Origin of the sequence: Microcoleus sp. FACHB-1515, from assembly GCF_014696105.1 — a bacterium.
GTDB lineage: Bacteria > Cyanobacteriota > Cyanobacteriia > Elainellales > Elainellaceae > JAAUTJ01.
The window spans coordinates 1-15,198 of sequence record NZ_JACJPO010000085.1; the positions used below are offsets into that span (position 1 = coordinate 1).

Here is a 15,198-nt window from a genome sequence, read left to right on the forward strand (position 1 = left end):
ATAGCGCTGCTCTAACTCGTCCACACTCAAATGCTCGGCGATTTGAATTCGTTTGGGCATTGGTCGTATCAAGTGCTACCCCTTTATTATGGGCTTTTACCCGGATTTAATATTAGAGGTGGCATTGCCGGATTATGGTGAGATTCTTGCGCCCAGTTATGCGGTGCAGGATGATGGCTGGCTGATGCTGATTCAGGTGATTGCTCCGGGGGCAAGCCTGGATGAAGTAGATGCTACCCATGAGAAGACTGGGAAATGGTCTGCTAGTCCCCAGGCAAAGTTTGAGCGATTGCTGCGGGAAACAGGCGTTCCGATCGGCGTTTTGTGCAACGGCACGGAGATTCGACTGGTGTATGCGCCAAAAGGTGAATCGTCGGGACATCTGACATTTCCGGTACAGGCGATGTGTGAGGTGTCGGGGCGGCTGATTCTCGGTGCGCTGGAGATGCTGCTGTCTGCCTATCGGCTGTTTACGGCTCCTGCGGGGCGGCGGCTAAAAGATTTGTTGGAAGAGAGCCGCAAGTATCAGGCAGAGGTTTCAACCACGCTGGCAAGTCAGGTGGTGGATGCGCTGTGGGAACTGCTGCGCGGTTTTCAAATGGCGGATGCAGCAACGAACGGCAGGCTGTTAAGTGAACTCGCAACCCAAAATCCGCAGCATATCTATGGCGGACTGATCACGACTCTGATGCGGCTGGTATTCCTGCTGTATGCCGAAGACGAGGGGCTGATGCCGGGGGATGATCTGTATCAGCATAACTATGCGGTGTCGGGGTTGTTTGAGCGACTCCGCGCCGATGCTGGCAACTACCCGGACACGATCGATCAGCCATATGGTGCGTGGGCGTGGCTGTTGAGCTTGTTTCGGCTAGTGTATGACGGCGGTGGAGAAACCCCAGAGTACCTACCCGCAAGACATGGGCAATTGTTTGACCCGGATGAGTATGCGTTTTTGGAGGGACGATCGCAAGGGACTCAATTTACCTCTGGAGAACCGATCGAAACACCACGCATTCCTGATGGTGTCGTGTATCGAATGCTCGATCGGCTGTTGATGCTGGATGGAGAGCGATTGTCATACCGCTCACTAGGAGTTCAAGAAATTGGTTCAGTTTATACCGCAATTATGGGTTTTTCTATTGAGCGAGCAACTGGAATGTCCATCGCGGTACGCCCACAAAATGCGGTGATTAATCTAGAGACACTATTATCAGAAGAACTCAGTAATCGAGCGAAATGGCTTCAATTGTGGGCATCTTGTAAGGTAACTGGCAAAGCATTAACCAATTTGAAGGCTGCAAAAACTACAGCAGATTTAGTAGCAGCATTAGAGCAGGTATCACCATATACACCAACTCTACTGCCCATAAGATCGCTCTATTTGCAGCCTAGTGAAGAACGGCGGCGTTCTGGATCACATTACACACCACGACAGTTAACAGAACCAATTGTACGGGCAGCATTACGTCCAGTATTGGAGCAATTGGGTGACAAACCCAATGCAGAACAAATTCTGCTACTGAAAGTGTGCAATATGGCGATGGGAAGTGGAGCTTTCTTAGTAGAAGCCTGCCGTCAATTAGCAGACGCAGTGAAAGCGGCGTGGGATCGAGATGGATTGCCGAAAACATTGCCGCAGGAAGAGGAGCCACTGCTACATGCACGGCGTTTAGTAGCACAGCGATGTTTATACGGAGTAGACAAGAATCCATTCGCTGTAACTTTAGCAAAGTTATCACTGTGGCTATTTACATTATCAGGGACGCTACAGTTTACGTTTCTTGATCATTCACTTAAGTGTGGTGATTCCTTAGTTGGTATAAAACGTAAAGCAATCTTAAACTTTAGCCAGCAGGCGTTTTATCAACCAACATTCGAGGAATATCAGCGGTATGTAGAAGCACAGGAAACTGCCAAGATCCTGAAAACCCGTGAAATGACTTGGCATACAGATACACGAACAGATGAGGATGAGAAGGCAAAAAGGCTTTGTTTACAAGAGACAGAAAATTTGCTGCGTAGATCGCGTCTTGCAGCAGATTTAATGGTATCGGCATTTTTCGAGAAAACAGACCAGAAAAAGCGAGAGGCAAAGCTAGAAGAGTTTCTAGAGAAGCTTAAAATTTATAATGCTGAAGGACTGGATGTAAATCCGGCACGGGAAATTCTAGTAGCAGATTCAATAATTCAGGCTGATCTCGAAGGAAAAACACACAAGCAGCGCCAGAAAAAGCAGCAAGAGTATAGTGGTAAGCTTGTTGGTTATGAAGCAGGCTGGGTAAACGCCTCTGAGTTATGGCAAATTTCAGACCGATTACGCAGCGGTCAACACGCAGTTATTCCTTTTAACTGGGAAGATGAATTTCTGGAGGTATTTGAGCGAGAAAACCCTGGATTTGATTGTATAGTCGGCAATCCACCATTCTTAGGCGGTAGTAAAACATCATCCAATTTTGGAAGCCCATATCTTGCTTGGTTGTTAGAAAAGTACCCAGAATCGCACGGGAATGGAGATTTAGCAGCCTTCTTCTTCTGTCGCGCATTTAGTCTTGTAAGAGATGATGGAACTATGGGTCTGGTTGCAACAAATACAATTGCTCAAGGTGATACTCGAACAACTGGATTGAAATGGATTTGTCAACACCAAGGTGTGATTTACAATGCTGTAAAACGCTTTAAGTGGCATGGAGCAGCCGTTGTTGTAACTCTATTGAACATATATAAAGGGAAGTATTTGGGTAGCTGCTTTCTTAATAGAAAGGAAGTGCGATTCATATCTCCTTTCCTGTATCACACCGAAAGCATCAGTGATCCAATGAGGTTGTTGGTAAATAGGAACAAAAGCTTTAAGGGGTGTGACTTGTACGGTCAAGGATTCATATTTGATGATTCTGACCCAAAATCTAATGCTATTTCAGTTATGAATCAGTTAATTCAGAATAACCCCAAAAATTCTGATTTGATTTTTCCTTATATTGGTGGCGAAGAAGTTAATTCTAGCCCTACTCATGCTCACTCTCGATATGTTATCAACTTCAGTGGCATGAGCGAAGCTGAAGCACGAAACTATTCTGACTTGATGGAGATCGTAGAGGCTAAAGTTAAGCCTGAACGAATGAAGGGATCCGGCAAGCTTGATGCACAAAAGAGAAAGACCAATTGGTGGCTCTATGAACGTCCAAGGGAAGAACTTTATAAGTCAATTTCTAATCTAAACAAAGACCTCGCCTGCTGCATCGTTAGTAAGCATCTTTCTTTTGTATTTTTGCCCAAGAACATGGTCTATGCACAATCCTTGTACATGTTTTCCCTCCAATCCTATGCGGCTTTCTGCTGTCTCCAATCACGCATTCATGAGGTTTGGGCGAGGTTTTTGGGTTCATCCATGAAGGATGACTTACGCTACACGCCTTCTGATTGCTTTGAAACCTTCCCCTTTCCCGAAAACTGGGAAGCCGATCGCACTCTAGAAGCGATCGGCAAACAATACTACGAATTCCGCGCCCAATTGATGGTTCGCAACAATGAAGGCTTAACCCAAACCTACAACCGCTTCCACGACCCCAACGAATTCGACCCCGATATCCTCAGACTGCGCCAACTGCATGAAGAATGCGATCGCGCCGTCCTGGATGCCTACGGGTGGAGCGACATCCAGCCCCAATGCGAATTCCTGCTTGACTACGAAGACGAAGAAGAGGACGACGACGAAACTACCAAACGTCAGCGCAAAAAGCCCTATCGCTATCGCTGGAACGAAGCTACCCATGACGAAGTGCTGGCGCGACTGCTCGATCTCAATCAGAAACGTTACGAACAAGAAATTCCAGGCGGCAAGTCAGCAGAGAAAAAAGGCAAATCAAAAGGCGCAAAATCAAAGAAGGCTGAGCGATCGAACACTCCAACCCTGCTCGGACTAGAGGCATAACTTATACTAGAAGCACTTCTCAAATCGTCAGTCTTCACTACGAGCTAGGTTTATGGCGATCGCCACACAAAAACTCACTTTTGAAGAGTATCTCGCCTACGATGACGGCACAGACACGCGCTATGAACTGGTCGATGGAGAACTGGTGCCCATGAGTTTGGGAACTGGTAAACATGGGGCAATCATTCACTTTGTAGTGCGGCAGCTTGAGGATACCTTGACGCAATCCGGGCAACCTTGGGTCGCGCTGCCTGCCCTGGTCGGTATCCGCTCTCCTCGTGGGCGAAATTGGGATACTTCTCGCATTCCCGATGTCACCGTTCTAACGGTTGCCCAGTGGGAAGCCATGAGCGATCGCGAAGCCGTGATCAACCTCAGCGAGCCACCCCCGATTCTAGTCGTCGAAGTCGTTAGCCCTTCCACAAAAGCTGATGACTACCGCTCAAAACGCGCTGAATATGGGCTGCTAGAAATCCTTGAATATTGGATTGTTGACCCTCTGGAAGCAAAAATTACTGTTTGCATCCTGGAAAGCCAATTTTATGACTCTACAGAATTTCGTGGAGATGACTTGATTCAATCCCCCACCTTTCCAGTCCTCAACCTGACTGCCGCTCAGATCCCGGCAGGTAAGCTGTAACTGCAAACAAATGCTGATTAGGTCGCGAAAATCGTGAACGCTCCGTAAATTCCGCGATTGCCTCATCAAAGCTTCGTGAAATTTGAGCAACCTTCCGGGATTATCAGAAAGTTGTGGGCATTCTGAGATCAGTGCCCTCATTCCTGACAGGCTACTCATGCCATCTACGACTCCCGCTGACGTTCGATCGCACCTGATTGATGCCCTTCAGCTTGACCTGATTGGTCCTGCTCCCGATGACGAGTTTCACGCCGCAGAAGTCATTCCTCAACCGCCTTCCAAGTGGTATCTCACCGGGTTTTTGGTGCCCTATGACGCACCAGTAGCGCAGCGATCGGACGATACAGGGGACGATGAACTAGATGCGGTTAACGGTGCGGGGGATGGAGATGACGAAGCAATTCCTGAAAAAAGCCCTGCTCGTAAAGGCTTCTTCCCGTCTTCAATGGGCGTGAGCCTACTGGTATCCCCTCACACTCAGACTTTACAGCTTACGGCTTGTTGGGGAGACTACGTACCCTTGCCTTCCGAAGCATCGGAGGAAGCCGCGACAAAAACGACGTTACGAATCGGTTCCTGGCAACGTATTCCCTGCCATGCCGAACTGACGGTTCCAATTCAGGCTCAAGATGCGCCACTAGAGCTAGACATTCCCGACAGCAAAGGGTTGAAGCTCCTGGTTTCTGTCCGTTCGGTTTCTTCAGAGAACTTGGTGCCAGCGGGGACTCGCTCTGTCTCTATCTTCTTGGTCAATCAGCGTCGCCCAGCGCCCAATAAAGCTCCTGACGCGGCTCATGCTTTTCAGACCAGCCTCACCATTCAAACTGAAGACTCCCTGGTTCCTCGACCCGATCTCCGGGGTGGCAACGGCGAAGACTGGGATGAGAGCGTCGCGGATTTGCAGTATCGCGATGACTATGAATTTGCGGTGGGTCACAATGTCTCGGCGATCGCTGTCGTGGAACCGGGTGGCATCTGTCGCAAAGTTTGGACTGCCTGGATTCCCACTGCTGATGTCGAGAAGGTCATTCCGACTCAGGTTCCGGGTGTAGAACTGAGGATGGAAAATTTAGCTGCTGCCCCCACGCCTGCCGCTCTGCGTGAACTGCTGCATCCGATGGTCGATGCTTACGCAACCTGGATCATTGAACAGCGATCGCAAGCGCCAACCATGCCGAAGCACCGGGCGGAAACCGCCAAAGATTTACTCAATCGGGCAGTGATTGCCAACCAGCGGATTGCGGCTGGTTTACAGGCAATGAGTGATCCGCTGGTGTTTGAAGCCTTTTGTATTGCCAACCGATCTGTAGCGCGGGCGATCCGCCAACGACTCACCCATGACCAGAAAGGTGTCACCCCAGAATCCCTAGCAGCTCCGAAATGGCGACCCTTCCAGCTTGCTTTCTTGCTGATGAACATTGTTGGAATTGCCAACCCAGAACATGGCGACTCCCCTTCGGGGACGCTGCGCGAACGCGAACTGGTAGACCTCCTCTTCTTCCCTACGGGTGGCGGGAAGACTGAAGCCTACTTGGGGTTGGCTGCTTTCACCCTGGTACTGCGTCGCCTCCGCAATTCTGGCATTCATTCGGCAGGGTTAAGCGTGCTGATGCGCTATACGCTGCGCCTGCTCACCTTGGATCAATTAGGTCGAGCCGCAACGCTGATTTGCGCCCTTGAACTGGAGCGGCAAGATGATGTGGAAAAGCTTGGCAAGCATCCGTTTGAGATTGGGCTGTGGGTCGGTCAAGCGGCTACACCCAATAAGATGGGCAAAAAGGGAGACAACGATCCCCACAGTGCCCGTACTCGGACGATCGCCTATCAGAATAACGATCGACAAAAGCCGTCTCCTATTCCCTTAGAAAACTGTCCTTGGTGTGGCACCCGGTTTACGCGCAATTCCTTTGAACTTCTGCCCGATGCCAACGAACCCAATGAGTTAAGAGTTCGATGTATTAGCCGCAAGTGCCAATTCAATCGCAACCAACCTTTACCTATCCTGACAGTTGATGACCAAATCTATCGTCGTCTACCCTGCTTTATCATTGCGACGGTTGATAAGTTCGCTAGCCTACCCTGGGTCGGTGAAACTGGAGCCTTGTTTGGGCAGGTAGAACGCTTTGATCAAGATGGCTTTTACGGTCCGTGTAAGCCCGGACGGGGACAGCCCTTGAGTCAGGTACTCCCTCCCCCCGATTTAATCATTCAAGATGAACTTCACCTGATTTCAGGACCGCTGGGAACAATGGTCGGGCTGTATGAAACTGCGATCGATGCCCTCTCGACGCTAATGTAGGGTGACAAGCGCATTCGTCCGAAAATTGTTGCCTCCACTGCCACAGTACGGCGATGCTGATAAGAAAATTCGTGCCTTGTCGAGATGCCGTAGATGCTTTAAGATTGAGAGTCTTAGATTGTAAAATCATCAGACCTCAGCTAATATAAACTCTGCTTAAAGCCTGATAGAAGCGATATGACTGAAAGATACCTCAGCGAAATCAGATCTTCTCAAATAACTGCCTTGTTGGATAAAGTTCGTCGAAAGAACTATAGAAAACATCTGCTGTCTCTTCGCCTAGAGAAGATACGTTCGTTCAATGGTCCTACTATTCGGTTTGAGTTTCCGGTTACGGCTCTGGTTGGTCCGAATGGTGGAGGTAAATCAACAGTTCTTGGAGCAGCAGCTTGTGCTTACAAAGATCCAGATGGATTGATAAAACCAGGAACCTTCTTTCCCAAAAGCTCTATTGGCGATAACAGCATGGCAGATTGGAATATTGAGTATGACATAGTTGATCGAGATTCAAATAGTAGTTCAGATATCAAAAGGACTAGCAAATTTAGACAATTGAGATGGGTGCGAGATAACGTCCTTCCCAGAGATCTTGCCTATTTTGGAATCAACAGAACTGTTCCTGCTGGTGAGAAAAGCCAGTATAAAAAATTAATGAAGCCATCTTATGAACACAACAACTCTATAGATTTACTTGGAGTCGAAACTTGTAGACATGTAGAGAAAATTTTAGGTAGAAGTGTAGATCAATATCGTTCTACAGATATCTCAGATAGTGAGCATTTTTATATCGGTGGTGACGGAAGTGTCGAATACTCTGAATTCCATTTTGGTGCAGGTGAAGCATCAATTATAAGAATTGTATCTAAGATTGAACTCCTGCCTGATTACTCCCTGGTTCTTATAGAGGAAATAGAAAATGGTTTACATCCGGTAGCAACGAGGAGAATGGTTGAATATTTAATTGAGGCTGCACAGCGAAAAAGTATACAAGTCATATTCACAACCCACAGCGATTATGCCCTTAGTCCACCTCCCTCTGATGCAATCTGGTCAAGTCTCAACGGAAGATTAGAACAAGGTAAGTTAAGTGTTGAAACTCTAAGGGCAGTTTCAGGTAGGATTGACAAGAAGGTTGCAATATTTGTTGAGGATATCTTTGCTAAGTATTGGTTAGATGCAATTTTAAGAGAAAAGCTTGGTGACAGATTTGATGAAGTTGAAGTATATCCTGTAGCAGGTGATGGTAATGCAGAGAGAATTCACCGTAATCACATTGAAAATCCTGCCATAGTATCCAAGTCTTTATGCTTCATTGATGGTGATTCACAAAGGAGAGAAGATGGCGTAGCAAAAATTTTTAGATTGCCTGGTAGCCAACCAGAGTTGAAGGTTTTTGATGACGTTTATGAGAACAGAGATTCAAATATTGCTATCCTCACAGTCTCATGTCAGCGTGATCCTTCGCAGCAAGACAATGTTTCTAGGGCTATTGAAGAAGTAAAGAGAACAAATCGAGATCCTCATCTCATCTTCAACCAAATCGGCATCAAGATTGGCTTTGTTCCCGAAGTTATAGTAAGAGGAGCATTTCTTTCAGTTTGGATACGTGAAAATGAAAATACGGCAACTTCTATTGCTGAGAAAATTGCTGATGCCCTCAGGGAATATGAAGCTCATAATACAGAGTAGAATTTGACAAGTTGGCAGTGCATCAATTGCGGGAGGTGACTGCTCAAATTGGGTTTACCCGGTTTGAAGCGGCAATGCCCGATATCGATGGTGAGTTATCTTTGGATGTCCGGCGAGCCGCGATCGATCTAGAACCAACTTGGGTGCCAGCGATCGAAAATAAGGGGGAGGGGATTTTCATCTCCTTTCGTCAAGCGGCGATCGAGCAGTGGCGTAACCGAGATGCCGTTCAGAAACGTGGGCTTGACCTATGATAGGTGAAGCTGGGGCCGTAGGGTTGTTGCCACTCCTCATACAGCGCAGCACTGCGGCGGACAATGCGTGTATTGACAACTCCCATGAAAAAGGGTGCAACCCAGGTATTGAGGTCAGCATCAAACGAGGGCGTTTGAGGGTCGCGCTTGCGACCATCTTCGGCTTGAGGATGCGGTGTGGAGGGATTGAGCAGAAAGGGATGATTCATTTGGGCTGCCTCTGGGGAATCGTAGAGGTTGAATGCAGATGCCAGCGTACCACTGTTGAAACCGCCAACAGCCTGAAAATAGGCGTTCACTCGTTGGCAAGGCACGCCCAATTCTCGTTGCAGGTAACGAACGACCAGATACGTGCCCAGATCGGAAGGAACAGAATTAAAGCTACAGCAGGGAATGATGCGCGTGCCATCGGCAGCGGCTTGAGCATGGTAGCGATCGATTAAGGCTCTGACCCAGGGCGTTTCTCCGGTGATACCGACGTAATGGGTTTGAAAGCGAACACAGGCATCCACCAGCGTATTGCCATAGAGCGCAAACGGGCCAGCGGTCGTCAGCAGCACCCGCGTTTGAGAGACGATCGCATCGATCGCCTGTTGGTCTTGGCTATCGGCAACCAGCACATCGACGGCTGCACCGATTTTATCCCGGACGGCTTCTAACTTTTGCCGATTGCGTCCGGCGATCGCCCAGCGCACGAGTTGAAGAGAAGCGTGTTTGGCAAAGTACTGCGCGGTCTGTTTGCCCACAAAACCGCTCGCACCATATAAGGACAACATCGTAGGAACGATCAGACATCCCAGCTGCACTCCAGATGATAGGACGATACGGGTAACTGTAACAGCACAAATCCAGGTTGAACGGCGTGAAAGTCGCATTAACCCGATCGCAAGCGACTTTTTAGCCTAGCTCTATGATGGTTTTAGAAAGATCATCTAGATGAAGCGATCGCAGTTCACATGGCAACTTATCTGATTACGGGTGCGAATCGCGGCATTGGCTACGAATTCTGTCGGCAACTGCAAGCGCGGGGAGAAACCGCGATTGCAGTTTGTCGCAGGGCTGCTGAGGACTTGCAGCAGCTAGGGGTACAGGTTGAAGAGGGCATCGATATTACCTCGGATGCTTCCGTGGCAGAGTTGCGAAATCGTTTGGAAGATAGAGTGATCGATGTGCTGATCAACAATGCGGGTATCCTTAAGCGCGTCACGCTGGAAAATCTCGACTTTGACAGCATTCGCGAACAGTTTGAGGTAAATGCGCTAGGTGCTTTACGGGTCACTCATGCCCTGCTGCCCAACCTGAAGGCAGGCTCCAAGATTGTATTGATGACCAGTCGCATGGGTCGCCCGAAGGCAGCGTAGCGTATCGCCGACAACACATCGGGCAGTTCTTACGGCTACCGGATGTCCAAGGTCGCGTTGTCAATGACCGGAAAATCCCTGGCTCACGACCTCAAGGAACGTGAAATTGCAGTCGCGATTTTGCATCCGGGTTTGGTGCAAACGCGCATGACCCACTTTACCGCTGGAGGCATTACGCCAGAGCAGTCGGTGCAGGGACTACTCGATCGAATTGATGAGTTGACGTTAGAAAATACCGGGACGTTTTGGCACAGCAATGGCGAAGTGTTGCCCTGGTAACTATAGCACTTCACCCCTAATGCAGAACGCCATCAAGCTGACCCAATAGACTTGAAAGACTGGCTCGAGCGTTTTGAGATTGAGCCATTCGTTGACCGCATGGACATTCCCACTTTCGCAGCCATAGGCATTGATAATGGGAATACTCGATCGACTGATCACATTTCCGACACTGCCTGCACCATTGGCGATGAGGGCAATATTCCTGGGCGAACTCGCATCTTGTGAAACGATGTTGTACCGTGCTGCATTCCGTCTCAAAATCTGGACGAACTCAGGGTGAGGATCGTGAGATAGGCGATTTCAGCTTGGAGAATCTCTAGCGCATATTGATAACCAGGATAGGCTTGCTGCAAATCTCGCAATTGTTGTTCGATAGTTTGCACGATCGGCTGTACGAACTGAGTGGGCAGTAGCCGAATATCAATTAAGGCTTCAGCTCGATCAGGCACAACATTGATCGCTTCACCGCCTTGAATTTGAGCAATGTTGAAGGCAGAACCGAACTCAAAAAATGGTGCTGTTTGCCCGTCTAACTCAAGCTGCAACAAAGCAGAGCAAGCATGAATGAGCGCATGAACTGCATTTTTTCCCTTTCTAGAGCGGCTTCCTGTATGGGCTGCTTCGCCGTAAGCGGTTAGCTTGAGTCGGAGCCAACCGCGTGCGCCGATTGCAATTTCATCAAAGCTTTGATAGCCCAAAATGCAAACATCGGCTTTGGGAGCATGATGCAAAATCTCACGAATGCCAGAGAAGTTGCCCGATTCCTCCTGAGCATCAAATCCAAGAAATAGCGAGCCATTGAACTGGGGCGAGTCTTTTAGAGCCTTAGCGATGTAAATAAACAGCGCGATCGCCGCTTTCGAGTCTGCCACGCCTCTGCCGTAGATGCGATCCTCCACAATCGTTCCAGCCAACAGGTTGTGTTGCCACTGGGAGCAATCGCCAACCGGAGCGGTATCGAGGTGTCTTCAACCAGATTGTTGTTGTTGCAGTTGCAGCTTGATGATGACAAATGACGGAGGGATGCTCCAGGTCTCCGATCAGGTGTGGCTCAAATCTAAGAGCAGTGAGTTTTTCGGCAATATAGGTGGCGATTGCCTGTTCCGATTCAACTGCTGAAATCGCAACAAGCTGCTGAAGAAATTCAGTGATTTCCTGAAGGGGAACTGGAGGAGAAACTAAAACCACACTATGACTACCACTACGTTAACCAAATAATTCTGCCTGATTGAATACGGCTATGCCTCTACCTGACTATTGGAAGCGTTCTGCTTGATAAGAGCCTCGACACTCCAAAGTTGTACTTTCGCAGAAAAATCTATGATGACAAAAGCATGATGGTGCTGGGAAATACTCGTTTTGGGCTAGAAGTATTTATCCTTGAAGAAACTCATCTTTTCTTAAAGTTTTTTCTCTGCACTTGAGATCGACCGTCGCAATGGAACCAGTTACTTGGGCATTTATTTTAACCAGTATTCTTGGCGGAATCATTGGCAATCGAGCCGACGCAGGTTTCATGCGAGCATGGGGAAATGGTACAAAAGCTTTAGCCTCTCGTATTAGGCAGGGAGACCGATATGTCAACGATGAATTAGAGAAGGCAGTACGTCGATCGTTCTTGAGAGCGTTGCAAACGGTAGCAAGTGATAGCCTGGAACAGTTAACGGAGGGATTCAAGAAATATCGAGGGAGTTACGTATGTAGTCCAGAAAATAGACAGGATGTAGCTTGGCTAGAGCAGTATCTCAAACGGGTAGAAAAACAAATTGCTCAAGCAGAAAATGTTGATTCATCAGATTGTCTACTGGAGTCAGTGGAGCAAATTGAGTTATTGGTAACTCCGGATGGAATGTTAAACGAAACTTTAGTTGAACAAGTGAAGCAAAATTTAATAGACTCAGCAACACAGGAGTTAAGAACCCCAGAACTTTATAGACGAATAGTTGAAGACAGCTTATTCGAGCGGCTCTGCCTGTTTTTTACTTACGAGGTCAAAAGCAACTCAGCAGTCCGTGATATCTTCCAGACTCAACTTCTAGCCAAGGTTAATCAAATGCTTGAAGGGCAAGCCTTGACGCTGGAGAGTATGCAATTTTCATTAAAAGATATTACAAGTTCACTTCCTCATTTACTGAGTAAGCTAGGGCTTTTAGAAATTTCAGTTCAACAACTTGGGTATAGTCAAGAACAACATTTTTCCGAGCTTACTTCAATTCTGTTGAGTAATACTACGACTGTGGAAGATGTTAAGGCTTTATTACTTGAAAATCGTCAAGTTCATACTGATATTGAAAAGCTACAGCAAGAAGCAAAGTTCATATTAGATGAGATCCATATAGACATTGGAGGCTTAACGCTTAACCGCGCTAATATAGTTGCTGAAGCATTGGAGAAACTACCGAAAACTTTGCTTTTAGAAATAGGAGGTGTTCCTGGAGTTGGTAAATCCGCTGTGTTGAAAGCTCTTGTTGAGCATCAGAAAAGCCAAGGGTCTATAGTAATTTTCTCAGGCGATCGCATTACTGGTACAGGTTGGAATGGCTATGCCAGCTATTTACAACTCACTCAACCACTAGATAAATTGTTGTTAGCACTGAGCAATGGTGTTCAGACCACGATCTTCATCGACGGAATTGATCGTATCAATGAACAGGGACAGCGTACTGTTATCAATGACTTGTTTCGCATTTTAGCGGAGCTTTCCGGTGATGGAAATGATTCTCATCGTTGGGTAGTTGTGTATTCAGCACGGGAGGAAAATATTCAAGATGTCTATCGCTGGTTGAATTGGCAAGCTTTGGGAACATCAGTGAGATTACAAGTACCGGAATTAACCTTAGATGAACTTCAAAGAGTATTTGAACATAGTCCTCGCCTCAAACCACTGTTGTATCTTGAGCAACTATCTCCTGTTCTTAAAAATCCATTAATGCTGAAATTATTAGAAGATGTGCGAATGCTTCCAAACTCAGAAGAATTACCGCCGCTTGCCACAGAAATAGAAATTAGTAGAGTTTGGTGGGAGAGAATGGTAGGAGATGAAGGCTCTATTACTGGTCGTGACAGAAAGAATTCTCTTTTAAGAGTAGGAAGGCGAGTTGTTCGATCTCCTGGAAGGCTTTTTCCTGCTGAAGATGACATTTCTCCTGAATCAATTATCTCCCTTAAATCAGATCGAATCCTTTTACAAGATCCTGAACGGGAATTGTACCGTTTTGGCCATGACTTGTTAGAGGATTGGGTAATGTACCGCATACTGGACCAGCACCGAGAAGAACTACCTGCTTACCTACAAGAGATAGGTGAACCAATTGGTTTATACAGAGCAGTTCAATTGCTAGGAGTAGCCTTACTGGAAAACTCTGAAACAGCAGATGCTTGGATGCAAATAATTGAAGAAATTGAGCAAGCTTCACACCTCTCTTTCAGATGGCGGCAAGCTCTTCTAACTGCTCTCCTCATTTCACCACACGCAAGCGAACTACTTAATAAAGCGGAGTCGTTACTAGTTGCGAATAATGCACAACGATTAATTGAGTTAATGGTTGTATTGCGAACGGTGAAAGTCATTCCGAACTTTTCATTAATACCCTTATCTGTACAAACAAGACCAGAACTTGCCGATCAACTCATGCCACTCTTCATGAGCGATCCCATACCAAGATGGTCAATATGGAAACCCTTCATGGGTTGGTTGATAAAACACATCGACAATTTGCCGAGGGAGATTCGTCTAGAATCTTCCAGATTAATGAGAATGTGGCAAACAAAAACACCAATAGGTTCGATCTATCGAAGAGAAATTGGCGAAATTTCATTCAAGTGGCTTGAGGAAGATGAAGCATAAGGATATCAGCTATGACAAGAAATGATGAGTATAAAGATAATTTAAACAAAATCATATTTCATTCAGCCAACGTTCTGCCAAAGAAGGTCGTCACTTATCTTCAAGAAATTGCAGAGCGTAATAACATTGATGCAATAGAAGAAGTTTTCAAAAATTATCAACCTCTAGCATATCACATCCCCAAAGAATTTATAGACTTCGTTATCGATGTTTTAATATCTAAGCCAAGATGCCCTATAACTCCGTAAGATGATTTTGAATATGCAATTTATCTAGCAAAATCTAATCGATTTAAATCACGTTCTATCTTTGGTATTCGAGATAACTGGAACTATAAATTGTTTGATCCATCCGCTTATATTCATGGACCATTCTTGTACTTACTTTCAAAGGATGAGAATGAAGGTCTGCGTTTGATTCATACTCTCACAAATGCAGCAACCGATCGATGGTATGAGGATGCACGAAGAGTAAGTTTAGATGAGCAAAATAGTTTGCATGAGCATTTTTTGACACTGTTACCGATAAAACTCAATTTACCTTTCGGAGAACGAGAATTCTGGGGAGATGTCCAAGTCTATTGTTTGTACCGGGGAGGAATGACCTATAACGGACCTCACGCAGTTATGTGTGCTCTCATGGCTCTTGAAGTTTGGATGGAGAAGCAGATCGAGAATGATAGAGATGTAGAGGAACTTTTTGAGACAGTTCTCAAGGGTAGTAACAGTGTTGCAGTATTAGGAATTTGCATCAGTCTCACTCTCGCTTATCCTCAAAAGTGCCTTAGAGGACGTTTGAAAAGGTGAGAGGTGTAAGCTTTATACCAAGCGCCTTAGCATCAGGCGAATCATGGCAATGTAGATCAACATCTCGGATGTTTGCGGTAATAACTCATAGT

General features: G+C 46.7%; 9 protein-coding genes and 2 pseudogenes. 9 read left to right on the forward strand and 2 right to left on the reverse strand.

Annotated elements, in window-relative coordinates; all coding sequences use genetic code 11:
- Window positions 1-52 precede the first annotated feature (52 nt).
- The 5 genes from H6F67_RS26555 to H6F67_RS26575 all read left to right on the forward strand — a co-directional run bounded on the left by H6F67_RS26555 (window position 53) and on the right by H6F67_RS26575 (window position 8,810).
- Window positions 53-3,928 (forward strand): Eco57I restriction-modification methylase domain-containing protein, encoded by a 3,876-nt coding sequence (locus H6F67_RS26555; RefSeq protein ID WP_190769673.1) that lies wholly within the window; start codon window positions 53-55, stop codon window positions 3,926-3,928.
- Between the two features lie 52 nt (window positions 3,929-3,980).
- Window positions 3,981-4,568, forward strand: coding sequence for a Uma2 family endonuclease (locus H6F67_RS26560; protein ID WP_190769674.1), 588 nt, complete (start codon window positions 3,981-3,983; stop codon window positions 4,566-4,568).
- Window positions 4,569-4,725: 157 nt separating this feature from the next.
- On the forward strand, window positions 4,726-6,867 hold the full coding sequence (locus H6F67_RS26565; protein ID WP_190769675.1) for a hypothetical protein: 2,142 nt from the start codon (window positions 4,726-4,728) through the stop codon (window positions 6,865-6,867).
- Between the two features lie 177 nt (window positions 6,868-7,044).
- Entirely contained in the window at window positions 7,045-8,556 is a 1,512-nt protein-coding gene (locus H6F67_RS26570; protein WP_190769676.1) for an ATP-dependent endonuclease, read from the forward strand.
- A gap of 35 nt (window positions 8,557-8,591) precedes the next feature.
- Window positions 8,592-8,810 carry a hypothetical protein gene (locus tag H6F67_RS26575; RefSeq protein ID WP_199304657.1) on the forward strand — a complete coding sequence of 73 codons (219 nt, stop codon included), beginning with the start codon at window positions 8,592-8,594 and terminating at the stop codon, window positions 8,808-8,810.
- Here the strand turns inward: H6F67_RS26575 and H6F67_RS26580 are convergent.
- Complete coding sequence (locus tag H6F67_RS26580) at window positions 8,786-9,586, reverse strand: trans-acting enoyl reductase family protein (protein ID WP_199304658.1); 801 nt, start codon at window positions 9,584-9,586, stop codon at window positions 8,786-8,788. The two genes, H6F67_RS26575 and H6F67_RS26580, sit on opposite strands and share 25 nt — an antisense overlap.
- A 180-nt stretch (window positions 9,587-9,766) precedes the next feature.
- Between H6F67_RS26580 and H6F67_RS26585 the strand changes: the two are divergent.
- Window positions 9,767-10,450 (forward strand): annotated as a pseudogene (locus H6F67_RS26585) (SDR family oxidoreductase).
- 257 nt (window positions 10,451-10,707) lie between these two features.
- Here H6F67_RS26585 and H6F67_RS26590 read toward each other — a convergent pair.
- A pseudogene (locus H6F67_RS26590) lies at window positions 10,708-11,406 on the reverse strand (M20 family metallopeptidase); the annotation flags it as partial.
- A 485-nt stretch (window positions 11,407-11,891) separates the two neighbouring features.
- On the opposite strand from H6F67_RS26590, the gene H6F67_RS26595 reads away from it, so the two are divergent.
- The 3 genes from H6F67_RS26595 to H6F67_RS26605 all read left to right on the forward strand — a co-directional run bounded on the left by H6F67_RS26595 (window position 11,892) and on the right by H6F67_RS26605 (window position 15,106).
- Window positions 11,892-14,300: an AAA family ATPase gene (locus H6F67_RS26595; protein ID WP_190769677.1), complete on the forward strand. Its 2,409-nt coding sequence runs from the start codon at window positions 11,892-11,894 to the stop codon at window positions 14,298-14,300.
- A gap of 11 nt (window positions 14,301-14,311) precedes the next feature.
- Window positions 14,312-14,548, forward strand: a complete 237-nt coding sequence (locus tag H6F67_RS26600) for a hypothetical protein (RefSeq protein WP_190769678.1) — start codon at window positions 14,312-14,314, stop codon at window positions 14,546-14,548.
- Window positions 14,549-14,638: 90 nt separating this feature from the next.
- Window positions 14,639-15,106 carry a hypothetical protein gene (locus H6F67_RS26605; RefSeq protein WP_190769679.1) on the forward strand — a complete coding sequence of 156 codons (468 nt, stop codon included), beginning with the start codon at window positions 14,639-14,641 and terminating at the stop codon, window positions 15,104-15,106.
- The last annotated feature ends 92 nt before the right edge of the window (window positions 15,107-15,198 follow it).

Bases quoted from the DNA above. Each gene is read 5' to 3' on its own strand.
- H6F67_RS26580 (WP_199304658.1), bottom strand. From the start codon at position 9,586: ATGTTGTCCTTATATGGTGCGAGCGGTTTTGTGGGCAAACAGACCGCG.
- H6F67_RS26595 (WP_190769677.1), top strand. From the start codon at position 11,892: ATGGAACCAGTTACTTGGGCATTTATTTTAACCAGTATTCTTGGCGGA.
- H6F67_RS26560 (WP_190769674.1), top strand. From the start codon at position 3,981: ATGGCGATCGCCACACAAAAACTCACTTTTGAAGAGTATCTCGCCTAC.
- H6F67_RS26570 (WP_190769676.1), top strand. From the start codon at position 7,045: ATGACTGAAAGATACCTCAGCGAAATCAGATCTTCTCAAATAACTGCC.
- H6F67_RS26600 (WP_190769678.1), top strand. From the start codon at position 14,312: ATGACAAGAAATGATGAGTATAAAGATAATTTAAACAAAATCATATTT.
- H6F67_RS26565 (WP_190769675.1), top strand. From the start codon at position 4,726: ATGCCATCTACGACTCCCGCTGACGTTCGATCGCACCTGATTGATGCC.